This is a genomic window from Shinella sp., assembly GCF_049651085.1.
Lineage (GTDB): Bacteria > Pseudomonadota > Alphaproteobacteria > Rhizobiales > Rhizobiaceae > Shinella.
Map to the genome: position 1 here is coordinate 188699 of NZ_JBASBL010000009.1, position 23016 is coordinate 211714.

25 protein-coding genes are annotated in these 23016 nt (G+C 63.9%); 14 read left to right on the forward strand and 11 right to left on the reverse strand.

Features of this window, described 5'->3' with window-relative positions; translation table 11 throughout:
- Positions 1-50: 50 nt before the first annotated feature.
- The 6 genes from upp to WA950_RS06185 all read right to left on the reverse strand — a co-directional run bounded on the left by upp (position 51) and on the right by WA950_RS06185 (position 4752).
- Entirely contained in the window at positions 51-680 is a 630-nt protein-coding gene (gene upp / locus WA950_RS06160) for a uracil phosphoribosyltransferase (protein WP_424550810.1), read from the reverse strand.
- 105 nt (positions 681-785) lie between these two features.
- Positions 786-1754, reverse strand: coding sequence for an adenosine deaminase (locus tag WA950_RS06165; RefSeq protein WP_424550811.1), 969 nt, complete (start codon positions 1752-1754; stop codon positions 786-788).
- On the reverse strand, positions 1751-2980 hold the full coding sequence (locus tag WA950_RS06170; protein ID WP_424550812.1) for a phosphopentomutase: 1230 nt from the start codon (positions 2978-2980) through the stop codon (positions 1751-1753). Before WA950_RS06170 ends, WA950_RS06165 begins: the two co-directional genes overlap by 4 nt.
- A gap of 87 nt (positions 2981-3067) precedes the next feature.
- Complete coding sequence (locus WA950_RS06175) at positions 3068-3679, reverse strand: TadE/TadG family type IV pilus assembly protein (RefSeq protein WP_424550813.1); 612 nt, start codon at positions 3677-3679, stop codon at positions 3068-3070.
- Positions 3676-4278: a TadE/TadG family type IV pilus assembly protein gene (locus tag WA950_RS06180; protein ID WP_424550814.1), complete on the reverse strand. Its 603-nt coding sequence runs from the start codon at positions 4276-4278 to the stop codon at positions 3676-3678. The genes WA950_RS06175 and WA950_RS06180 overlap by 4 nt, the downstream gene beginning before the upstream one ends.
- Before the next feature lie 120 nt (positions 4279-4398).
- On the reverse strand, positions 4399-4752 hold the full coding sequence (locus WA950_RS06185) for a pilus assembly protein N-terminal domain-containing protein (protein WP_424550992.1): 354 nt from the start codon (positions 4750-4752) through the stop codon (positions 4399-4401).
- Positions 4753-5130: 378 nt separating this feature from the next.
- Here WA950_RS06185 and WA950_RS06190 point away from each other — a divergent pair, with 378 nt between their 5' ends.
- The 9 genes from WA950_RS06190 (at position 5131) to WA950_RS06230 (ending at position 13977) form a co-directional block, all read left to right on the forward strand.
- Positions 5131-5331: a Flp family type IVb pilin gene (locus WA950_RS06190; RefSeq protein ID WP_424550815.1), complete on the forward strand. Its 201-nt coding sequence runs from the start codon at positions 5131-5133 to the stop codon at positions 5329-5331.
- Positions 5332-5415: 84 nt separating this feature from the next.
- Complete coding sequence (locus tag WA950_RS06195) at positions 5416-5922, forward strand: A24 family peptidase (protein WP_424550816.1); 507 nt, start codon at positions 5416-5418, stop codon at positions 5920-5922.
- Between the two features lie 173 nt (positions 5923-6095).
- Complete coding sequence (gene cpaB, locus WA950_RS06200; protein ID WP_424550817.1) at positions 6096-6908, forward strand: Flp pilus assembly protein CpaB; 813 nt, start codon at positions 6096-6098, stop codon at positions 6906-6908.
- A gap of 16 nt (positions 6909-6924) precedes the next feature.
- The gene (locus tag WA950_RS06205; protein WP_424550818.1) at positions 6925-8391 is read left to right on the forward strand and encodes a type II and III secretion system protein family protein; all 1467 of its coding nucleotides are present in this window, start codon (positions 6925-6927) and stop codon (positions 8389-8391) included.
- A gap of 35 nt (positions 8392-8426) precedes the next feature.
- Entirely contained in the window at positions 8427-9134 is a 708-nt protein-coding gene (locus tag WA950_RS06210; protein WP_424550819.1) for a CpaD family pilus assembly protein, read from the forward strand.
- A 33-nt stretch (positions 9135-9167) separates the two neighbouring features.
- A complete protein-coding gene (locus tag WA950_RS06215) occupies positions 9168-10454 on the forward strand; it encodes an AAA family ATPase (protein WP_424550820.1) in 1287 nt (428 codons plus the stop codon).
- A 33-nt stretch (positions 10455-10487) separates the two neighbouring features.
- Complete coding sequence (locus WA950_RS06220; protein WP_424550821.1) at positions 10488-11960, forward strand: CpaF family protein; 1473 nt, start codon at positions 10488-10490, stop codon at positions 11958-11960.
- 18 nt (positions 11961-11978) lie between these two features.
- On the forward strand, positions 11979-12989 hold the full coding sequence (locus WA950_RS06225) for a type II secretion system F family protein (protein ID WP_424550822.1): 1011 nt from the start codon (positions 11979-11981) through the stop codon (positions 12987-12989).
- 13 nt (positions 12990-13002) lie between these two features.
- On the forward strand, positions 13003-13977 hold the full coding sequence (locus WA950_RS06230) for a type II secretion system F family protein (RefSeq protein WP_424550823.1): 975 nt from the start codon (positions 13003-13005) through the stop codon (positions 13975-13977).
- A gap of 79 nt (positions 13978-14056) precedes the next feature.
- Here the strand turns inward: WA950_RS06230 and WA950_RS06235 are convergent, their stop codons facing one another.
- Positions 14057-14866, reverse strand: a complete 810-nt coding sequence (locus tag WA950_RS06235; protein ID WP_424550824.1) for a tetratricopeptide repeat protein — start codon at positions 14864-14866, stop codon at positions 14057-14059.
- Positions 14867-15001: 135 nt separating this feature from the next.
- Here WA950_RS06235 and WA950_RS06240 point away from each other — a divergent pair, with 135 nt between their 5' ends.
- From WA950_RS06240 to WA950_RS06250, 3 genes are all read left to right on the forward strand, one after another.
- Positions 15002-16393: a leucyl aminopeptidase family protein gene (locus WA950_RS06240; RefSeq protein WP_424550825.1), complete on the forward strand. Its 1392-nt coding sequence runs from the start codon at positions 15002-15004 to the stop codon at positions 16391-16393.
- An 83-nt stretch (positions 16394-16476) separates the two neighbouring features.
- Positions 16477-16827: a MarR family transcriptional regulator gene (locus WA950_RS06245; RefSeq protein ID WP_424550826.1), complete on the forward strand. Its 351-nt coding sequence runs from the start codon at positions 16477-16479 to the stop codon at positions 16825-16827.
- A gap of 18 nt (positions 16828-16845) precedes the next feature.
- Complete coding sequence (locus WA950_RS06250) at positions 16846-17706, forward strand: NlpC/P60 family protein (RefSeq protein ID WP_424550827.1); 861 nt, start codon at positions 16846-16848, stop codon at positions 17704-17706.
- A 12-nt stretch (positions 17707-17718) separates the two neighbouring features.
- On the opposite strand, the gene WA950_RS06255 is transcribed toward WA950_RS06250, so the two are convergent.
- Genes WA950_RS06255 through WA950_RS06265 form a run of 3 tightly spaced genes read right to left on the reverse strand, consistent with a single transcriptional unit; the run spans position 17719 to position 19910 of the window.
- Positions 17719-18063 carry an ArsC family reductase gene (locus tag WA950_RS06255; protein ID WP_424550828.1) on the reverse strand — a complete coding sequence of 115 codons (345 nt, stop codon included), beginning with the start codon at positions 18061-18063 and terminating at the stop codon, positions 17719-17721.
- Positions 18064-18111: 48 nt separating this feature from the next.
- Positions 18112-18732, reverse strand: a complete 621-nt coding sequence (locus WA950_RS06260; RefSeq protein ID WP_424550829.1) for a YitT family protein — start codon at positions 18730-18732, stop codon at positions 18112-18114.
- Between the two features lie 8 nt (positions 18733-18740).
- Positions 18741-19910 carry an amino acid aminotransferase gene (locus WA950_RS06265; RefSeq protein ID WP_424550830.1) on the reverse strand — a complete coding sequence of 390 codons (1170 nt, stop codon included), beginning with the start codon at positions 19908-19910 and terminating at the stop codon, positions 18741-18743.
- A 152-nt stretch (positions 19911-20062) separates the two neighbouring features.
- Between WA950_RS06265 and WA950_RS06270 the strand changes: the two genes are divergently transcribed.
- The gene (locus WA950_RS06270) at positions 20063-20542 is read left to right on the forward strand and encodes an Lrp/AsnC family transcriptional regulator (protein ID WP_424550831.1); all 480 of its coding nucleotides are present in this window, start codon (positions 20063-20065) and stop codon (positions 20540-20542) included.
- A gap of 114 nt (positions 20543-20656) precedes the next feature.
- The gene (locus WA950_RS06275; RefSeq protein WP_424550993.1) at positions 20657-21478 is read left to right on the forward strand and encodes an endonuclease/exonuclease/phosphatase family protein; all 822 of its coding nucleotides are present in this window, start codon (positions 20657-20659) and stop codon (positions 21476-21478) included.
- On the opposite strand, the gene WA950_RS06280 is transcribed toward WA950_RS06275, so the two are convergent.
- Positions 21450-22910, reverse strand: a complete 1461-nt coding sequence (locus WA950_RS06280) for a phospholipase D-like domain-containing protein (RefSeq protein ID WP_424550832.1) — start codon at positions 22908-22910, stop codon at positions 21450-21452. The two genes, WA950_RS06275 and WA950_RS06280, sit on opposite strands and share 29 nt — an antisense overlap.
- Positions 22911-23016: the final 106 nt, after the last annotated feature.

Sequence of the window (23016 nt, forward strand, 5' to 3'; positions counted from 1 at the left end):
CGTCCCTCTCCACGATCTTCGCGCGGCTTGGTAAATGGCCGGTTAAGGCGTTACTTCGTGCCGTACATGCGATCGCCCGCATCGCCGAGGCCGGGCACGATATAGCCCTTCTCGTTGAGCTGGCGGTCGATGGAGGCGGTGTAGACCGGCACGTCCGGATGGTGTGCGCGGAAGCTTTTGATGCCTTCGGGCGCAGCCAGCAGGCAGAGGAAGCGGATGTTCTTCGCACCGCGGCCCTTCAGCGTGTCGATGGCGGCGATCGCCGAGTTGCCGGTCGCCAGCATCGGGTCGACGACGATCACGAGGCGTTCATCGATGCTGTCAGGCGCCTTGAAGAAATATTCGACCGCCTCCAGCGTCTCGTGGTCGCGGTAGACGCCGATATGGGAGACGCGGGCCGACGGCACCAGTTCCAGCATGCCTTCGAGAAGGCCGTTGCCGGCGCGAAGGATCGAGGCGAAGACCAGCTTCTTGCCTTCGAGAACGGGAGCGTCGATCTCTTCCATCGGCGTCTCGATGCGCTCGGTGGTCAGTTCCAGATCGCGCGTGACCTCATAGCAGAGCAGGGTGGAGATTTCGCGCAGCAGGCGACGGAAACTGCCCGTGGACGTTTCCTTCTTGCGCATGATGGTCAGCTTGTGCTGCACGAGCGGGTGATCGATGACTGTGACGCCGTCCATGGCCAACCTTCCGAAAGTAAGAGAACACCTCTTTTTCCACGGAACGGCAGGGCCCCGCAAGAGAAGAGAGCCGGCCGCGGGCAACTTCCCCAGCCAGCTTGTGCCTCAGAGGCGCAAAAGCAGCCGCTGCCGCGTCGGCTCGTCGACGAAGGCGGCCTCGATGGCCGTCCGCGTCATGCCGATTATGTCCTCATCGCTGAAGCCCATCACGCTGGAGGCGATCTCGTATTCGCGCGCCAGTGACGTATGGAAGAATGGCGGATCGTCGGAATTGAGCGTGACGCGCACGCCAGCCTCGTGAAGCGCCCGCAGCGGATGGCGCTGAAAATCCGGGAAGACGCCGAGCGCGATGTTCGAGCCCGGGCAGACTTCCAGCACCACGCCCTCATCCGCCAGCCGCTTTACGAGATCGGCATCCTCGATGGCGCGCACGCCGTGGCTGATGCGCGAGGGCCTGACATGGTCGAGCGCGTCACCCACGCTGAAGGCGCCGGACAGTTCACCGGCATGGATGGTGATGCCGAGGCCGGCATCGCGCGCTATATCGAAGGCGCGCGTGAAATCGGCGACGCGGTGCATGCGTTCCTCGCCGGCAAGGTTGAAGCCTGATATCAGCGGATGCGCCCGGCGCGCGGCATACTCCGCCGCCTTCACCACGCGCTCCGGACCGAAATGGCGGATGCCGACGATGATCAGGCGCGTCTCGATGCCGGTCTTCTCTCTCGCCCGTTCGGCCCCTTCGGCAAGGCCGTTCACATAGGCGTCGGCGCCGATGCCGACGGCGTCGCCCTGGTCCGGCGAGACGATCAGCTCGCTATAGATGGCACCGGCCTCGGCGATCTCGGTCAGGTAGGTTTCGGCGAGCAGCGCATAATCCTCCTGCGTGCGGAAGAGGTTGGCGGTCGCATCGTAGCTTGCAACGAAGCTGGTGAAGTCCTGCCAGGCATAGGCGCCGTCCCGGATGAAGCCGGACGTATCGATGCCGTAGCGTTCGGCCTGGGCAAGCGCCAGGCCGGGGGGCGTCGCGCCCTCGATATGGCAGTGCAGCTCCGCCTTGGGCAGGGTTTTCGTCACAGGAAGCTCCTTCCGTGGGGGCCTGGTGGAATGCCGAGATGGCGGGCGATGCTTTCTCCGATATCGGCGAAAGTGGTGCGGGTCTCGATCAGGCGCGAACGAATGCCGGGGCCGAAGCTCATGATGGGCACGCGCTCGCGCGTATGGTCGGTGCCGCGCCAGGTGGGGTCGCAGCCGTGGTCGGCGGTAAGGATGACGATGTCGCCCGGTTTCAGCTTGCGGTCGACTTCCGGCAGGCGCCGGTCGAAGGCTTCAAGGGCGGCCGCATAGCCGGCGACGTCGCGTCTGTGGCCGTGCAGCATGTCGAAATCGATGAAGTTGGTGAAGACGAGATCGCCGTCCTTCGCCTCGTCCATAACGCGCAGCGTCGCCTCGAAAAGCGCCATGTTGCCGTTCGCCTTGGTGAGCGTGCCGATGCCCTGGTGGGCGAAGATGTCGCCGATCTTGCCGACGGCGTGCACGGTGCGGCCGGCATCGGTCAACCGGTCGAGCAGGGTCGGTTCGGGCGGAAGCACGGAATAGTCGCGGCGGTTGCCGGTACGTTCGAAGGTTTGCGGCGTCTCGCCGGTGAAGGGGCGTGCAATGACCCGGCCGATGCGCCCGCCCGGCCGTTCGTCGAGGATTTTCCGCACGCTCTGGCAAAGGGCGAGCAGGCGGTCGAGGCCGAAGCGGCCTTCATGCGCGGCAATCTGGAAGACGGAATCGGACGAGGTGTAGCAGATCGGCCTTCCCGTGCGGATGTGCTCCAGGCCGTATCTTGCGATGATGTCCGTACCGGAAGCATGGCAATTGCCGATTATGCCCGACACGTTGCCGGCAGCACGTATCGCCTCGACCAGCTCCGGCTCGAAGGCGTCGCCATCCGATGGAAAATAGCCCCAGTCGAAGGTGACGGGGGTGCCGGCGATCTCCCAATGGCCGGATGGCGTGTCTTTGCCGTTCGAGACTTCGCTGGCGGCGCCATGATAGCCGAAGACGCGCTGCGGCACGTCCATGCCCGGCGGGAACCGGCCGGTCGCGGCGCGCGCGGCATGCAGGAGGCCGAGGGCCGACATGTTGGGAAGTTTCAGCGGGCCCTGCCGCAGGCCTGTCCGGTCGGCGGCGCCTGCCGCGCAGAATTCGGCGATATGGCCGAGCGTGTCGGCGCCGAGGTCACCGAAGGCTGCTGCATCCGGGCCGCCGCCGATACCGAAGGAATCGAGAACGAAGAGAAAGGCCCGCGCCATGATTCACCTGCCGTCTGTCCGCATCATCCGTCTGACATGACACGCGCATGACAAAGGGTTCAAGAGAAATCGCGCCGTGAAAAGCCGTCAGCAGCCGCTGCAGGTGATCCCGTCGCCCTCGCGCTGGCGGAAGAAGCTCGTTCTTTTGAGATCGAACTTTCTAAGGTCGGCGGACAGGCCCGGCGCCATGAGAAGAATCGTGTGCGGCACGGCGTACTCCGTGCGAACGAGGAAAGTGCTCGTGGCGGTCATGTCCTTGGGCAACGTTACAGCCGCTCCCTTGGCATAGGCGGCGTCCGCTCCCGCGCCGTGTGACCAGGCAATGGTCGCTTGTCCCGCAGCGTTGACCGCGATGCCGGTAATCTTCAGCGTGTGGCCGTCCTGGGAGAACGGTGCGACGATGTTTTTCGTAACGTCCGTCATAGCGGCAAGCGTCGTCGCACTTGTCGTCTTGCTCCGCGTCAGAAGATCGGAAACCGTACTGGATGCACGGCTGACCTTGCGCGACATGGAAACGGCGACGGAAATCTCGAAGGCGCCGATATAGGCCATGATCATCAGCGGCGCGACGATGGCGAATTCGATCGCACCGACGCCCCGGCGGTCGGTGAGGAAACGGCGCATGCGCATGAGAAGGCCGCGCCCCTGCAATACCTTATCCCTTGCGGCCACCGGTGACGAAGCGATCCGTTCCGTCATGGATAGTCCTCGTTCTGCACGACAGCGGTCGCCACCATCAGGTAGTTCTGCCTGGAGCCGTTCTGCGTCTTGATGTTGGAGAGCAGCGGGCGCACGAGATCGGTGACGATATCCCAGCGATAGTAGGCGCGGACGATGTTGATCGACTTCTTGCCGCCGGGGTCAATCTTGAACCCACTTGTATCGAGGTCGGTGTCAATAAGGGGAACGGTTGCCGGAATGCTCGCATAGTCCGGGAAGTGACGCACATCGAGGAAGAGCTTGTTTGGGGTGGCAATCTCTTCCGCCGAGCAGCGCATCAGGATCTTGATTTCTTCGCAGAACGCTGTCCTGAATTCTTGCTCCTGTTGCTGCGCCGATGTGCCGGGGCGGATTTCGCCGGTGCGGATCTTGCGCGCCATCGTCTCGGTGGCGTTGGCCAGCAATTGCTCGCCGGTAAAGGCCACGAAGGTTTCGATCGAAGCGAAGACGATGACGAAGAAGGGAATGGCGAGGATCGCGAACTCGATGGCGGTCGCGCCGTCGCGACGGGCGAGGAGGCGGCCGAACAGGCTCTTCATCGGCCGACGGCGAGTGGTTGCGTCATGATCGAGCGGCATCGCGATCCGTTCCCAAATGCTCCAGCCGACGAGACTAGGCGGCAGACCGTTTATATTTCGTGTGCGAGGAGCGGAAGCTTGAAAGGTTTCCCGTATTCATACGTGCGAAAGCGCGGCGGCTCAGTTGCCGTTGCCGGATTTGGTGACATGCTCTTCGCAATTCGGCGTACAGGAGAGCACGGAGCGATCTGTCTGCCGGAACACGCGCACAGTGTTGCCTTCGTCGATGGACACGAGGATGCGCTCGTCGACAATGGCATTGCCGTCAGCGTCGAGGAGAACGAGGTTGGTGGTGCCAAAATTGCGGCCCGTGAGGACGATCGTCTGGGCATCGGCCACCGTCGCATCGGCGACCTCCGCATTGCCGATGATCACCTTGCTGACGGGCCGGTCGAGCCGCAACACGCGGGCATGATCCATGTGGACGCGCAGGAACTGTTCTTCCGCGAGGGCATTGGCGGCGACTGGCAGCATGACCAGAGTGGCCAATGCAAGCTTTGCCGCACTCATAGCGAAGGTCCGATCGCGTCCCATAAACAGTCATCCCACATGAAAACAGAAAGCAGCATCGCCGGGAATGGTGAATGAAGCTTTAAGGGAGCCTGCCGTATTCTCATTTCAACCCTCGCGTTCAGTGGTTCATTTTCAAGAGAAGGGTGAGAAACGTAGGGAAATACGCGGTCACAAGCGAAATAACCAATTGGAAACCATAGATTTGGTAGTTCCGTGTGATGGATTGTTTACCATCTTCCTTAAAGTGGTGGAAATGGACTGCCTGTAGGTTGCATTCATCCGAGCAACGGAACCGGTTGACGGGCGTACTGCACCAATATCGCGGAGCTAGGGAATGCCATGACCAAGATTTTCGCTCGCCTTGTGAAGGACGAATCTGGCGCAACCGCCATCGAATACGGCCTGATCGCCGCCCTGATTTCCGTCGCCCTCATCGCTGGTGCGACGTCGCTCGGCGACACGCTGAATGAAACGTTCTCTGCAATTTCTGGTAAGATAGAAGACGCCAAAAGCGTATCCGACACCTACACCGCTCCCTGAGTGGCTCACACCAGAAAGCCGCCGAAACCGGCGGCGTTCTATTTCTGCAGGAAGTTTTTGCGCACCGCGCCGGGGAAGGCAGTATTGACCCAAGCCATCATCTTTGTGGTTTTCCCGCTTTGCCTTGCGGTCGCGGCCTGTTCCGATTTCCTGACCATGCTTATTCCCAACCGGGTTTCGGCGATCCTGCTGGCCTCGTTCGTCGTCGTGGCTCCGCTTGCCGGCCTCGGCCTGACGGATATCGCCATGCACCTGGCCGCCGGCCTGATCGTCTTTTCCGTCTGCTTTGCGCTCTTCGCTCTCAACATCATGGGCGGCGGTGATGCAAAACTCCTGACGGCGAGTGCCGTCTGGTTCGGAATGACCTTCTCCCTGTTTGAATTCCTGATCTATGTGTCGTTCGTCGGCGGGGTCCTGACCATGGCGATCCTGGCCCTGCGCGCCCATACGAACACGATCCTTGCGAGCGGCCTGCCCATTCCCGCACATATCGTGCTGGCGAAAAAGGTGCCTTACGGCATCGCGATCGGCGTTGCGGCCTTCATGGCCTACCCCTCCTCGCCGCTGATGCTTGCCGCCCTCGGCGGCTGACTGCCTCTCCCTTCAGGTGAAACCACAGATTGGTTGAGCGCCGGTGCGAAGACGTGCCGGCCTGTTTTTGTCAATCGGCTGTTAACCATACCCGTAAGGCGCTTATTAACCATAATTACACCATTGCCGGTCAATGTGGGCGGATAGAAAAGTCCGCAGTTCAGGGAAGCCACATGAAACCGGCGCGAATCATCATTCTGGCAGTGGCCGTCGTTTCGGCGGGCGTCGCAGGCTTCCTCGCCCTGCAGATCGCTCGCGGCAACGGCGTGTCCGTGGTGGAGACCGAAAGGGTCGTCGAGCGCGAGCCCACCATCAACGTGCTCGTCGCCAAGGAAAGCCTGCCGGTCGGCGCGCGGCTCAATCCCGAAGTGATCGCCTGGGCGGCCTGGCCGCAGGGGTCGATCGTCGAAGGCTTCATCACCGATCAGGCCCGGCCGGATGCGATGGAAACCCTGAACGGTGCGATCACCCGCATGCCGATCTTCAACGGTGAGCCGATCCGTCAGGAAAAGATCGCCGATTCGTCCAACCGCATCATGTCGTCGCTTCTGCCTTCCGGCAAACGGGCCGTGGCAACGGAAATTTCGGTTTCGACCGGCGCCGGTGGCTTTATCCTGCCGAACGACCGCGTTGACGTCATCATGGTGCGCAAGGGCGATGCTGGCGCCTATCTCACCGAAACCGTGCTCTCCAACGTTCGCGTGCTCGCGATCGACCAGCAAATCCAGGAAAATCCGGATGGCTCCAAGGCTGTCGTCGGCACGACGGCCACGCTCGAGCTCACGCCTGACCAGACCAAGGTGATCTCGGTCGTGCAGCAGATGGCTGAGCGCCTGTCGCTGGCGCTGCGCAGCGTCGCCGACGCTCAGGAGCCCGATACGGGTGCAGCAGAATACCTGCTCAGCGGCGGTGAGGGCCGGCCGCAGGTTCAGGTGATCAAGACCGGCACAATCGTCAACGGCAACACCCCTGCCGCAGCGCAGTAATGACCAGGAGCTGACCGTGTTTGGAATCGCAAGGACTTTCAAGGCTTCTGTCGCCGGCGGGATCAGCTTCTGCATGGCGGTTGGGGGCCTGCCCGTCGCCCTCGTCACCGGTGCGTCCGCCGAAGCGGCGACCTCATCCATCCTGCGCATTCAGGAAAGCGGACCCGGCGCCCGCAAGTCCGTCAAGCTCGGCCTCAACAAGGCGCTTGTCGTGGACCTGCCGAGCGATGCGCACGACATTCTCGTCGCCGATCCGGTGAAGGCCGATGCAGTCACGCGCACCTCGCGCCGCATCTATCTGTTCGGCAAGGAAGTCGGCCAGACCAATATCTTTGTCTTCGGCCCGAACGGCGAGGAGATCGTCAGCATCGATCTCAGTGTCGAACGCGATGTCAGCGGGCTTCAGGCAAACCTGCGCCGCTTCATTCCCGAGTCCGACATCCAGGTCGAGATCATCTCGGACAATATCGTGCTGAGCGGTTCCGTGCGCACGCCGCAGGATGCCACGCGGGCGCAAGAAATCGCCACGATCTTCCTCAAGGGCGGCGAAGCGACGACACGCAACATCACCGCGCAAGGAAACAATGGCGATGCAGCGATCTTCGGGGAAGCCCGCCAGAACTCCCAGATCATCAACATGCTGCAGATCGAGGGCGAGGATCAGGTCACGCTGAAGGTCACCGTTGCGGAAATCCGCCGCGAAGTGCTGAAACAGCTCGGTTTCGACAATGCGTTCCGCCGCATTCCCGGCGCGTCCGGTTCGAGCCTCGATGTCCTGCAATTTGCCACGGATGCCACTGGTGTAACCGGTACGATTGCGGGCAATATCGGCAAGCTCGGCATCGGGACGATGATGAGCGCGCTCGAGCAGGCCAAGGCGATCCGTACGCTGGCCGAGCCGACGCTCACGGCGGTTTCCGGTCAGTCGGCGACGTTCAATTCCGGCGGCGAACGGCTCTACTCCGTACCCGATGGCGACGGCGGTGTCCGGATAGAAACCTACCAGTACGGCATTTCGCTCGGCTTCACGCCCACCGTGCTTTCCTCGGGCCGTATCGGCCTGCGCATCCAGACGAAGGTTTCCGAACCGGTGGCCTCGACAACCGGAACGGAGTATCGCCGCCGCTCCGCCGAAACGGTCGTGGAACTGCCGTCGGGCGGTTCCATCGCGCTGGCGGGCCTCATCAACGACGACGTCGAGCAGACCATGTCCGGCACGCCTGTCGCCTCCAAGGTGCCGGTCCTCGGCGCGCTCTTCCGTCAGAAAACCATCACGCGCAACGAGACGGAACTGGTGATCATCGCGACCCCCTATCTGGTCAAACCGGTGAGCAGGAACGCGCTGGCGCGGCCGGACGACAACTTCAATCCGGCCAATGATGCCGCAAGCGTGTTCCTTGGCCAGGTAAACCGGATTTACGGCAGGAAGAGCGACCTGCCGGTCCAGCGCTACGAAGGCAGCGTCGGGTTTATCTACAAATGATCGGGTGCGATGTGACGAAGGAACGGGTCCAGCCCATGGCAAACCAAATGCATTCCACCAGAAAGAACGCTCGCCCCAGCAATTACGCCGGGCGCAATGTCACGCTCCTTGCAATGGCGGCCCTCATCGCGGTCGCTTCGGGATGCGCCAACCCGGACCGGTCGACAACAGGCTCGCTGCCCGATGACTACCGCACGCGCCATCCGATCGTCGTCGGCGAGCAGGAGCGGACGATCGACATTCCGGTCGCCACCGGCGCAAGCCAGCTGACGCGTGGCCAGAGCGAGGTGGTTGCCGGCTTCGTCTCCGGCTATTCGGTCGCTTCGTCCGGCACGTTCCGCATCATCCTGCCGCGTGGATCGCGCAACGACGCCGCGACGACCGTCGCCGGCCGGCAGATCCGCAAGATCGCCACGCGGCATGGTGTTCCGGCGAGCAAGGTGATCGTCGAAAGCTACGCCGGCAATCTGGACGAGGCTGCGCCCATCCGCCTTGCCTACTATGCGATCGCCGCCTCTACGCCGGCCTGCGGCCAGTGGCCGGACGACCTCGTGGTCAACACCCACGAGAACAAGAACTACTACAATTTCGGCTGTGCGACGCAGAACAACCTCGCCGCCCAGATCGCCGATCCGAACGACCTTCTCGGCCCGCGCCGCATGACCCCGGCGGACGCCACGCAGCGTGGCCAGGTGCTCGATCGCTACCGCGGCGCCTATACCGAACTGAAGGAGATGCAGTGATGCCCACCTTTATCCAGCCAGGTCAGGTACGTCATGAGCACGGTTGATTACACGTTCGACAATGGGGTTGCGCGCGATCAGGTCGACGATGCCGTCCGGCCGGCGGACATCGAGGCCGTGCGCCCGCTGCCGCGCATTTCCGTGCATGCCTTCTGCGAGAGCGAAGCGATGCTGCGCACGATGGAACGGTGTGGGCAGGACCGGCGCATGGCGAAGGCGAGCCTTCGCATATCGAGCGCCAGCATCACGGCGGCGGCCAACATGTTCGCCTCTGCGCCGACGCCGAACCTCCTGATCCTCGAAACTTCGACGGAGCCGCACTCCATCATGGAGGAGCTTGCGCCACTCGCCGAAGTCTGCGATCCGAGCACGAAGGTCGTCATTGTCGGGCGCTATAACGACATCGCGCTCTACCGCGAGCTCATCCGTAACGGCATTTCCGAATATCTGGTCGGGCCGATCGGCATGGCCGAGGTGATGAACGCCATGGCGGCGATCTTCATCGATCCGGATGCAGAGCCGCTGGGCCGCACCATCGCCTTCATCGGCGCCAAGGGCGGTTCGGGCTCCTCGACGATCGCCCACAATTGCGCCTTCGACGTTTCCAACCTGTTCCAGACCGAAGTCATCCTCGCCGATCTCGACCTGCCCTACGGCACGGCCAATATCGACTTCGATCAGGACCCGCCGCAGGGCATTTCCGAGGCGATCTATGCGCCGGAACGCCTCGATGAAGTGTTCCTCGACCGCTTGCTGACGAAGTGCTCGGAGCATCTTTCTCTGCTTGCGGCGCCGTCGATGCTCGACCGTGCCTACGATCTCGAGCGCGGCTCGTTCCAGCCGGTTATCGAGGTGCTTCAGCGCAGTGCGCCGGTCACTGTGCTGGATGTGCCGCATGCCTGGTCGGAATGGACGCGAACGCTGCTGTCCGAGGTGGACGAGCTGGTCATCACGGCGGTGCCGGATCTTGCCAACCTGCGCAACGCGAAGAACATGCTCGATGCGTTGAAGAAGCTCCGGCCGAACGACAAGCCGCCGCATCTGATCCTCAACCAGGTCGGCATGCCCAAACGCCCGGAAATCGCGCCCGGCGACTTTTGCGAGCCGCTCGGCATCGAGCCGATCGCGATCATTCCCTTCGATGCGCAGCTCTTCGGCTCGGCCGCCAATAGCGGCCGCATGATCGCCGAGATGGATCGCAAATCCCCGACCGCCGAAACCTTCTCGCAGATCGCCCATCTCGTGACGGGCCGCGCGACGGTGAAGAAACCCAAGAAGGCCGGGCTCGGCAAGATGCTTGGCCTCATCGGTCGCAAGTAAGCCGCACGCGGCGCAACAACTGGATGAAACGGCATGTTCGGCAGACGTGGCAATGAGGGTTTCGGCAAGAGCGGTGCGACAGGTCAGGCGACCCACGTCGAGCCTGCGGCCGCCACGACCGTAACGATGGAGCGGCAGGCCGCCGCCGCGCCGGCGCTGCAGCCTGCCTTTGAACCCGCACCACCGCCGGTGGCGGTGCCGGCTGCCGCACGCCGCCGCGTGGCCCGCACCGAGGACTACTACGACACGAAGAGCCAGGTCTTCTCCGCGCTTATCGACACAATCGACCTCTCGCAGCTCGCCAAGCTCGACACGGAAAGCGCGCGTGAGGAAATCCGCGATATCGTCAACGACATCATCACGATCAAGAACTTCGCGATGTCGATTTCCGAGCAGGAGGAGCTGCTCGACGACATCTGCAACGACGTTCTCGGCTATGGTCCGCTGGAGCCGCTTCTGGCGCGCGACGACATCGCCGACATCATGGTCAACGGGGCGGGCAAGACCTATATCGAAGTGGCCGGCAAGGTGCAGGAATCGGAGATCCGTTTCCGCGACAACGCCCAGCTTCTCTCGATTTGCCAGCGCATCGTCAGCCAGGTCGGCCGCCGCGTCGATGAATCGAGCCCGATCTGCGACGCGCGCCTGCCGGACGGCTCGCGTGTCAACGTCATCGCCCCGCCGCTCGCCATCGACGGCACCGCGCTCACCATCCGTAAATTCAAGAAGGACAAGCTGACGCTCGACCAGCTCGTCCGGTTCGGCTCGATCACGCCGGAAGGCGCCACGCTTCTCCAGATCATCGGCCGCGTGCGCTGCAATCTCGTCATCTCGGGCGGTACGGGGTCGGGCAAGACCACGCTGCTCAACTGCCTGACGAATTATATCGACCGGGACGAGCGGGTCATCACCTGCGAGGATTCGGCCGAACTCCAGCTCCAGCAGCCGCATGTCGTGCGCCTCGAAACCCGCCCGCCGAATATCGAAGGCGAGGGCGAGATCACCATGCGCGATCTCATCAAGAACTGCCTGCGCATGCGCCCGGAACGGATCATCGTCGGCGAAGTGCGCGGACCGGAGGTCTTCGATCTCCTGCAGGCGATGAACACCGGCCACGACGGTTCCATGGGCACGATTCACGCCAACACGCCGCGCGAATGCCTCAGCCGTATGGAATCGATGATCGCCATGGGCGGCTACACGCTGCCGGCGAAGACCGTACGCGAAATCATCGCCGGCTCGATAGACGTCATCATTCAGGCGTCGCGCCTGCGCGACGGGTCGCGCCGCATCACCCACATCACCGAAGTGGTCGGCATGGAAGGCGATGTCATCGTCACCCAGGACCTGATGCGTTTCGAGATGCAGGGCGAAGATGCCAATGGCCGCATCATCGGCCAGCATACGGGTACCGGCATCGGCAAGCCGCATTTCTGGGATCGCGCACGCTATTTCAACGAGGACAAGCGACTGGCGGCAACGCTCGACGCAATGGAGAAGCCGTAAGCGGCGGGCGGGGCGCAGATGTTCGGACTGGATATCAACATCGTGGCGATCTTCGCGCTGGCGGCGCTCTCCACCGCCGGCCTTGCCTATGGTTTGCTCTATTCTCGCATCGAGGCGGAGAAGAAGACGGAAAGCCGCGTTCGCCGGGTGCAGTCTGCCGAGACCGAACAGGGCAAGGCGAAGGCTGCGCGCGACCGCGTGCAGGAAATGTCCAAGCGCCGCAAGTCGGTGCAGGATTCGCTGAAGGACCTCGAAAAGAAACAGCAGGAGCAGACCAAGCGTGTCGCCACGACGCTGAAGGCGAAGCTCATCCAGGCCGGCCTTTCGATCACCCCGGCGAAATTCTATGTCTTCAGCGCGGTCTTCGGCCTGTTCGCCTTCGTGGTCGCGCTCATCGCGGGCATGGGGCTTCTCGTTTCGCTCGGCGTCGCCTTCATCGCGGCCGCAGGCCTGCCGCGGTGGTTCGTCGGCTTTCTCATCAAGCGCCGGCTGAACAAGTTCCTCGAGGAGTTTCCCAACTCGCTCGATGTCATGGTGCGCTCCATCAAGTCGGGCCTGCCGCTGACGGACGCCCTCCGGCTGATCGCGGCCGAAGGCCAGGAGCCGGTGAAGAGCGAGTTCCGCAAGGTGGTCGAATCCCAGCAGGTCGGCCTCAGCGTGCCGGAAGCCTGCGCGCGCATGTTCACCAACATGCCGTTGCAGGAGGTCAATTTCTTCGCGATCGTCATCGCCATCCAGAGCCAGGCCGGCGGCAACCTGTCCGAAGCGCTCGGCAACCTTTCCCGCGTGCTGCGCGAACGCCGCAAGATGCGCGCGAAGGTCAGCGCGCTGTCGATGGAGGCAAAGGCCTCGGCCGCGATCATCGGGGCGCTGCCGTTCATCGTGACGCTGCTCGTCTACCTGACGTCGCCGGACTATATCATGGTCCTGTTCCAGGATCCGCGCGGCCACCTCATCCTCGGCATTTCCGCCGTCTGGATGTCCATCGGCATCCTTGTGATGCGCAACATGATCAATTTCGACATCTAGGGGGCCGACAAACATGGTCGCCATGCTTACCGATCCCGCCATCCTGCTCCCCGCCTTCGTCATGATCGCGGTGCTGGCCACCTTCTATACGCTCGCGGTTCCCTATTTCGATCGCGGCGATCTCGACAAGCGCATGAAGTCGGTGGCGCTGGAGCGCGAGCAGATGCGCGCCCGCGAGCGCGCCCGCCTCAATGCGGAGGGCGTGCAGAGCAAGGCGTCGCTGCGCGCACAGCACAACACGTCCGTGCGCCAGGTCGTCGAGCGGCTGAACCTGCGCGAGGCGCTGGTCGACGCCAATACGATGAACCGGCTGCGGCAGGCTGGCTATCGCTCGCAGAATTCGCTCAACGTCTTCCTGTTCGCGCGCTTCGTGCTGCCCTTCGTCTTCCTGCTGCTGGCTGCCTTCTACATCTTCTATCTCGGCGTTCTGGGCGACAAGCCGCTGCCGATGCGTCTCCTGGCGACCATCGCCGCCGCCTATCTCGGCTTCTATGCGCCCAATATCTTCATCTCCAACAAGGTGACGAAGCGCCAGAAATCAATCCGCAGGGCCTGGCCGGATGCGCTCGACCTCATGCTGATCTGCGTGGAATCGGGTATTTCCATCGAGGTCGCCTTCAAGCGCGTGGCGGACGAAATCGCCCTGGCCTCGCCGGAGCTTGCCGAGGAACTGGTGCTTACCACGGCGGAACTCTCCTTCCTGCAGGAGCGCCGCCAGGCCTATGAAAACCTTGGAGCACGCATCGGTCTCGATACGGTCCGCTCGGTGATGCAGGCTCTCATCCAGGCGGAGCGCTACGGAACGCCGCTCGCCCAGGCGCTGCGCGTGCTGGCGCAGGAATGCCGGGACCAGCGCATGAACGAGGCGGAAAAGAAGGCCGCGGCCCTGCCGCCCAAGCTGACCGTGCCGATGATCCTGTTCTTCCTGCCCGTGTTGGTCGCCGTCATCCTCGGCCCGGCCGGTATTCAGGTCGCCGATACGTTCTAATCACACGGGATCGAACACAAGAAAACGCCCCGGTCGATGCTGTCGGCCGGGGCGTTGGCGTCTTGGGAGGGACGCGGGGTTAGTTCGTGTTGCGGCTGTCGTCGGCCGCGAGCTTCTTCCAGGCATTCTGCTGGGACAGCATGGCGCGCAGATAGGCGACATTGGCTTCGGCCTGGGCAGCCGTCAGTTCCTGGCGCGCAATGGTTTCCGCCTCCTGGAAGCGGCCCTGCAGGCCGACGGCAAGGGCAAGGTTCTGCCGCACGCTACTGTCGGCGCCGGGCTGGTTGGCGGCCGAGCGCAGGTAGGTCTCGGCGGTCTTCAGGTCCCGGGCGAGCACATAGGACATGCCGAGATTGGACAGGATCGAGGATTCGTTCGGCTGGATGTCGAGCGCCTCGCGGTAGCGCTGGCGCGCCTCGGGCGCGCGGCCGAGCTGGTCCAGGATCGCGCCTTCCGCCGACTTCAGCCGCCAGTCCGGCCGGTCGGGCGTCTGGGCGCGGAGGATCGTGTTCAGCGCCTCTTCGAGCTGGCCGGCGGCGGCCTGCGCCTTGCCATAGGCGGCAAGCACCTCGCGGTTGTTCGGATTGGTGATGGCGACCTGCTGCATGACCGCGAGCGCCTGATCGTTGCGCCCGTTCATGCGCAGCACATTGGCATAGTTGATACCGGTCGCGGCATCCCTCGGGTTCTTCTCGTAGGCGCGGCCGATGCTGTCGGCGGCGCTGCGCAGCTCGGTTGCATTCATCTCGCCGACGGGCTTGGATGTCTTGGCGATGGAGCCGGTGGTGAGGTTGCTCTTTCCGGCGCAACCCGCCACCGCGACGCCGATCGCGATCAGTGCCGCGCCTCTCAGGAGCGCCGAGCGAAGTGACGGAACGGAAGTGGCCATGATCAAGTCCCCGAAGCGATTTCCGCATCTCGCGACGGTTAAGAATCACGCCGCAATCTCCGCTCCAGCAATAATCTGTTAACCCTAACAGAGTGTTAATCGCCTGATTCTGAAGCTCTTCCCAAAGGTTCCGCCATGGCTCCCTTCCAGTTCATCGACCGGCCCTCTCCCTTCAATACGAAAGGCGGCAAGACGCTGCCGATCTTCGCGATCACGCCGGCCCATATCGAGACCGGGACGATAGATCCGATCGCGCTCGACTGGGCGAAGAAGGCCGGGTTCAAGGCGGATGCTGGCGCGCTGTTGATGGTGCCGACGGCGGACGGGCATCTTGGCGGCGCGCTGTTCGGCCTCGGCAGGAACCCGTCCGACGCACCGTTCCTGACCGGCAAGCTCGCACGCTCGCTTCCCGCCGGCGACTGGCATATCGAGACCGCGCCGCTGACGGCGAACCGGCTGGCGCTCGGCTACGGCCTCGGCAGTTACCGCTTCGAGCGTTACAAGGCCTCCACCTGCGAAGCGCCGACCCTGCTCATCCCCTCCGACGCCGACGCGGCCGATATCAGGCGCCAGCTTGCCGGCGTCTTCCTTGCGCGCGATCTCGTCAACACGCCGACCAACGACATGGGGCCGGAGGCGCTGGAGGATGTCTTCCGCAAGCTCGGGGCGCACTACAAGGCCAAGGTCTCCGTCGTCACGGGCGACGATCTCCTCAAGCAGAATTTCCCGCTCATCCACACGGTCGGGCGCGCCTCGGAACAGGCGCCGCGCCTGCTCGAACTCACCTGGGGCAAGAAGGGCCACAAGCGCGTGACGCTCGTCGGCAAGGGCGTCTGCTTCGATACGGGCGGCCTCGACATCAAGCCGGCTGCCTCCATGCTCCTGATGAAGAAGGACATGGGCGGGGCGGCGAATGTCATGGGCCTTGCGCTGATGATCATGGACGCCAAGCTGAAGGTGGACCTGCGCGTGCTGCTGCCGGTCGTCGAGAATTCCATCTCGGCCAATGCCTTCCGTCCCGGCGACATCTACAGGAGCCGCAAGGGCCTGACCGTGCAGATCGACAATACCGATGCCGAGGGCCGGCTGATTCTGGCCGACGCGCTTGCCTATGCCGACGAGGAGGATGCCGACCTCATCATCGACATGGCGACGCTGACGGGCGCGGCCCGTGTCGCGCTCGGCCCGGACCTGCCGCCCTTCTTCACCGACGACGACGACCTTGCCCACGACCTTGCCGAGGCGAGCCTTGCGGTGGATGACCCGATGTGGCGCATGCCGCTCTATATGGGCTACGACAAGGACGTATCGGCCCGCATCGCCGACCTCACCAACGCGCCCGCAGGCGGCATGGCGGGCTCGATCACAGCGGCGCTCTTCCTCAAGCGCTTCGTCACGCGCAACCGGCACTGGGCGCATTTCGACATCTTCGCCTGGGCTCCGGCCGAGCGGCCGCATTCGCCTGTCGGCGGCGAGGCGCAGGCGATCCGCGCGCTCTACCACCACCTGCGCGGCGTGACCGCGTGAGCGGTCACTTTCCTTCGGGCGAATGATACGGTAGCGTAACGAAATACGGAGTTGCGTCCAACAGCGCCCGGAAGGAGCGAGCCGTGACGGTAGACCTGAGCCCTTCGCAGGCGCTGAGCCTCTGGCACGCGGTGACCGTGCGGCAGGTCCACCAGGACGGGCGCGACCTGACGCTGCGCCAACTCGCCATCCTGCTCGAAATCTATCTCGTGCCGCCCCCGCACACCGTGCGGGGGCTGGCGGCCAAGCTCGGCGTCACCAAGCCGGTCATCACCCGCGCGCTCGACACGATGGGCGAGCAGGGGCTGGTCACCCGCGTGCGCGACGAGCGTGATCGCCGCAACGTCATCATCAAGCGCACTGTGGACGGCGCGCTCTATCTCGAGCGCCTCGGCGACCTTATTATCGCCACGGGACGCAGCCAGATTTCATGAAGGCCTCGTGAGAACACTATGAACGCTCTGCCAGACCGCCGCCTCAACGCCTATCGTCCCGACCTCGCCGAAGCGGCGCTTCAGGACACCGTGACGGCCGAACGATACGTGACGGGAACGCCGGCGCGCGTTGCCGCCCCGGTCGCCGCCCTTCGCCCCCGGCCGGACGAAACGGCTGGCATCGATACGCAGGTGCTGTTCGGCGAGCGCCTGCGGGTGCTCGACCGGGCAAACGGCTGGGCCTGGGTAAAGTCGGATCTCGACGGCTATGTGGGCTATCTGCCGGAAGCGGCGCTGGATGAGGCTGCGGCAACAGCCGCAACGCATGTTGTCGCGGTGCCGCGCAGCTTCGCCTATAGCGGTCCGGACCTGCGCACACCCGCAGCCTTCGCCCTTTCCATCGGAAGCCGGCTAACGATTACAGGCGAGAGCGAGACGCGCGGCACGCGCTATTTCACGCTCGAAGGCGGCCAGTCGGTCATTGCCGGCCATTGCCTGCCCGTCGGCGAGATGGTGAGCGACGACTATGTCGCCGTGGCGGGCCGGTTTCTCGAAACGCCCTATCTGTGGGGCGGTCGCTCCGGCTTCGGCCTCGATTGCTCCGCCCTCGTGCAGCTCTCGATGATGATGACGGGCCGCAGCGCGCCGCGCGATTCCGACATGCAGGCAACGGGCCTCGGTACGCCCATCACACGCGAGGAACTGCGGCGTGGCGACCTCGTGTTCTGGAAGGGCCATGTGGCCATCATGGAGGATGGCGAAACCATCATCCACGCCAATGGTCACACGATGAGCGTTGCCCGCGAGCCGCTGGCCACGGCCATCGAGCGCACCGGCTATCTCTACCAGCAGCCGACCGGCTATCGCCGGCCCGCCTAGAGATCCAGACGTTCAGAACAGGGTTTCGTAGATGTCCGGCTTGAAACCGGCGGTCAGTTGCCCGTCGCGGTCGAGGATGGGGCGCTTGATCATCGAGGGCTGGGCGAGCATCAGCGCGATTGCCTTCGCCGCATCGATATCCTGCTTGTCTGCGTCGGGCAGGTTGCGGAAGGTGGTGCCGGCGCGGTTGAGCACGGTTTCCCAGCCGAGCGCATCGACCCAGTGCGTGAGGCTTGCCGCGTCGATGCCTTCCAGCTTGTAGTCGTGGAAGCGGTAGACGACGCCCCTGCCGTCGAGCCAGGTCCTCGCCTTCTTCATCGTGTCGCAGTTCTTGATGCCGTAGATCGTGACGGTCACGCGCCTCTCCTCATGTCTTTGAAATGCCTTCATAAAGCTCTGTGGCTGTCACGTCACCCCGTGATAGCGGCCGGGGCGGTGATTGATGGCGAGCGTCATGTTGACGACGACGGCGCCTACGATGGAAAGGGCGAGGCGGTCGAGCGGAATGACAAAGAAGGCGGCGGATAGGATGGCAAGATCGACGGCAAGCTGGAAGTAGCCGGCGCGCAGGCCGAAGCGGTCCTGCAGGTAGATCGCCAGCACATTGATGCCGCCAAGCCCCGTGCGGTGGCGAAAGAGGATGAGCAGGCCCGTGCCGGACAGCGCCCCGCCCATGATCGCCGCATAGAGCGGATCGAGATGGGAGAAGGAGACGAGGTCAGAAGTGAGCCGGGTAAAGATCGACACCAGCGTGACGGCAGCGAAGGTGCGCAGCGTGAAGGCCCAGCCGAGCTTTTTGACGGCAAGCACGTAGAACGGCAGGTTGATGGCGAAGAACAGCCACCAGAAGCCGATGCCCGTCGCATATTGCAGCAGCAGGGCCAGGCCCGCAGTGCTGCCGGCAAGCAGCACCGCCTTGGTATAGATCACTACGCCGAGCGCCATGAACATCGTGCCGACGACGATGGCGATGACATCCTCGTAGGCGGAATGGCGCTCGGGCTGCGCCGCCGTCTCGACCGTCATGTTTGACCTCAGAGGCTCAGGAATTTCTCGATGACGGCATCGACTTCCGCCGACTTGAGGCCGGCAATGTTGATGCGGCCTGAGGTCGGCATGTAGATGGCGTGCTCGGCGCGCAGCTTCAGCACGGCCGCCTCTTCGAGCGGCAGCAGCGAGAACATGCCTTCCTGCTCGCGGATGGCCGTCAGCACCTGCCAGCGGGCGGAAAGGCCGGTGGCGAGGCGCTCGCGGATCGAGGTGATGCGCAGCCGCATGCTTTCGATCTCCGCCTTCCAGTCGGCCGTCAGGGCCGCGTCGCCGAGGATCGTGCTGACGATGGCCGCGCCATGATCCGGCGGCATGGAATAGCTGGTGCGGGCGAGCGCGGCGAGGTTGGTGCGCACGGTCAGCGCCGCCTCGGCATTGCTGCAGGCGGCATAGATCGCGCCGGTGCGTTCGCGGTAGAGGCCGAAGGATTTCGAGCAGGAAACGGAAACGAGTGCTTCCGGCACGGTGGCAAGCAGCGTGCGCAGGCCCGCGGCGTCCTCGTCTAGACCGCGGCCATAGCCCTGATAGGCGATATCGACGAGCGGCAGCAGGCCACGCTCGGCGATGAGGTCGGAGACGGCGCGCCACTGGTCGGCCGAAAGGTTCGCGCCGGTCGGGTTGTGGCAACTGGCATGAAGCAGCACGGCATCGCCGGGCGCGGCGCCCGACAGCGATTCCATCATGCGGTCGAAGAGCACGGCCTGCGAGGGGATGTCGAAGAAGGGGTAGGTGATGACTTCAAGGCCGGCCGCCTTGAAGATGCTGGCATGGTTCGGCCAGCTCGGCAGGCCGAGCCAGATGCCCTTGGTGCCTATGCGCGCCATCAGGTCGGCGGCAAGGCGCAGCGCCCCGGAACCACCCGGCGTCTGGAGGGCGGCAACAGCCCGGCCGCGGCCGGCGTCGCCCGTCGTCAAGTCCCAGAGCCGCTCGAGAAAGACCGGGTCGCCTTCCGGTCCGACATAGGACTTGGTCGGTTGGGTCTCGACGAGGCGGCGCTCGGCCTCCTTCACCGCGCGGAAGATCGGCGTCGCGCCCGTTTCGTCGCGATAAACGCCGACGCCGAGATCCACCTTGCCGGCCCGCTCGTCCGCTCGGAAAAGGCCGATCAGGGCAAGCAACGGATCATCGGGCTGGCGGGTGAGGGCGTCGAACATGGCCGGTTTCCTGTATGGGGTGGAGTATGCAGTGGGTGTAGGCCAAAGTCCTCGCAAAATCGACCATGATATTGCGGAGAAAGCGCAAGAAGCTTTTGTATTCTTGCCCATGGCGGCTAGATTGATGCAGGTTTTTGCTCCGGGAGCGGGATATGGACAGAAAAGCTGGCGACGGGATGGTGCTGGACCAGACGGACCGGCGCATCATCCGCCTGCTCGTCGAGGATGCGGGGCTTTCCAACAACCAGCTCGCCGAAAAGGTCGGGCTCTCTCCCGCGCCGCTCTCGCGCCGGCTGGCGCGGCTGGAGGCGAATGGCGTGATCCGCCATACGGTGATCGTCGATCCGCGCGCGGCCGGTATCGGCTTCCAGGCCTTTCTGGAGGTGACGCTGGAGCGCACGGCGCCCCGCGTCGGCGAGCGGTTCATCGATCTCGTGCGGCGCATGCCGGAAGTGGTGGAATGTCACACGGTCGCCGGCGATTTCGATTTCCTCCTCAAGATCGCGGTGAAGGACGTGGCTGACTACCGGCGGCTGCTGTGGAGCGAGTTCGAGCGTATCGGCGAGATCAAGACGCTGCGTTCGACCATCCTGCTCGACAGTCCGAAGATGCAGGTGAGCGCTCTTCCGTGAGGCTTTTGTTGAACATTTCTCGGCGGCAAAAGGTTGTCGATGGTTGGAAAGCGCCCATATGATGGATGCGCCACCAAGGAAGGGCCAGTGGACAGGAAGCTGAACGAGAAGATCATGCCGGCGGCGTTGCTTTCGGCCATCCGCAAACGGCGTGGCCATCGTCCGCCGGAAAACAATCGCCCGGGCGACACCGTCATCGCGTCCTACAACGTGCACAAATGCGTGGGCATCGACCGGCGTTTCGATCCGGAGCGCACGGCGAGCGTGATTGCCGAGATCGACGCGGATATCATCGCGATCCAGGAAGCGGACAAGCGCTTCGGCGAGCGCTCGGGCCTGCTCGACCTCGACATGCTGGAGCGCGATTGCGGCCTCGTGCCCGTACCGATCGCCGCGCTATCCTCCACCGGCCACGGCTGGCACGGCAACATGATCATGATCCGCAAGGGCGCGGTCGGCGGGGTGCGGCAGCTGAAGCTGCCGGGCATCGAGCCACGCGGCGCGCTGGTCGTGACCCTTGATCTGCCGGTCGGAAAACTCCGGCTCGTCGCTGCGCATTTCGGCCTGTTGAAGCGCTCGCGCGAACAGCAGGCGATGGCGATTCTCGCCTCGGTCGCGCAGGAGGAAGAAATGCCGACGCTGCTGGTCGGCGACCTCAACGAATGGCGCGTCGGCCGGGGCTCCTCGCTCTCGCGCCTGCAGCCGACCTTCGATCCGGCCTCCGGCGCGGTGCCGAGCTTTCCCTCGCGCTTTCCGGTTCTGGCGCTCGACCGGGCGCTCGGCCATCCGCACGATCTCGTCACCTCCGTGGAGGTGCACAACTCGCCGCTCGCCCGCATCGCCTCCGATCATCTGCCGATCAAGGCGCATATCGACCTCAAGGTCGTCTGGGAGCGGTCGTTCGGGCCTACAGATACGGTGAGCCAAGCCATGTGATGCGCTCGACGAGGCGCTGCGGGAAAGGCCGCGCCTTCAGATCGTCGAGCCTGACCTCCTCGGCCTGTGAAAGGGCGGCGGCGATGCGGTTGCCGATGAGGTCGGCGAAGTCCGCATCCAGCACCTCGATATCCACCTCGAAATTCAGCCGCAGCGAGCGCGGGTCGATGTTCGACGAGCCGACATAGGACCAGGCGTCGTCGATCACCGTCAGCTTGGAATGGTTGAAGGGACCGGAGGCACGCCAGATGCGGCAGCCATATTTCAGCATCTGGTCGAACTGTGCGGTCATGGCAAGATCGACAAGCTTCAGGTTGTTGGACGAGGGCACGACGATGTCGATCTCCACGCCGCGCCGCGCTGCCGTGACGATGGCGCTGATCAGCTCGCGGTCGGGCAGGAAATAGGGCGACATGATGCGGATATGCTTCTTGGCGACGGAAACGGCGCCCATCAGCATGCGGTGATTGGTCTCCAGGCTCTTGTCCGGCCCGGAGGGCACGACGCGGGCAAGCATGCCGCTCTCCGGCGCGTCCGGCGGCGGCGCTATCTGCCAGGTCTCGCCGGAGAGGTCGTCGCCGCCGGAAAAGCGCCAGTCCTCATAGGAAATGCGGAACAGATCGCCGACGACCGGTCCGGTAAGGCGGAAATGCGTATCGAGTGCGGTCGTCGCGCCGGAAAATTCTGCGCAGAAGCCGGCTCGGATATTAAGCCCGCCGGTGAAGGCGACGCTGCCGTCGACGATGAGGATCTTGCGGTGGGTGCGCAGGTTCGCATAGGGCAGGCGCAGGCCCATCACGATATTGCCGTTGAAGACGTCCGTCGGCACATTGGCGCGCTGCAGTTCCGACACGATGGAGGGGATGGAATAGCGCGCGCCGACCGCATCGATCAGCACGCGCACCTCGACACCGCGGGCAACCGCTGCCGACAGGGCCGCGACGAAGCGCTCTCCCACGCCGTCGCGGTCGAAGATGTATGTTTCCAGCAGGATCGAGCGCTCGGCGCTGCCGATGGCCGAAAGCATCGCGGCATAGGCCTCATCGCCGGTCGGCAGCAGCGCGATGCGGTTGCCGGAAGTGAGCTTGCAGCGGCCGACCGCATTGCCGAGGCGCTGCATCGCGGCAAGCGCTTCGCCATAGGCCACCCTTACATGCTCGTTCGACACGTCATATTCGGCCATATGGTGCCAGCCGGCGGCCAGCAGCTCCTCGCGGCTGAGATTCAGCGTCTTGCGGCGGATTCGGTTCACCCCGCCGACCGCATAGATGAGCGGGCCGACCACCGGAGAGAGCATGATGACGCCGACCCAGCCGATCGCCGCACGCACCTCTTCCTTCGTCATCGTCACATGGATTGCGGCCGGCACGCCGAGGATAATCGACAGGGCGACGAGAATATGCGGCCAGTAGGCGGAGAGCGTCTCAAACATGATGCGTGCGGACCATCCCAGGGCGGCAAATTCTTTTGCCGCCTCTATATATTGCTCTGGACGATACGAATGCGAGGGGGGCAAACGTCCCCCCGCGGAAAGATTT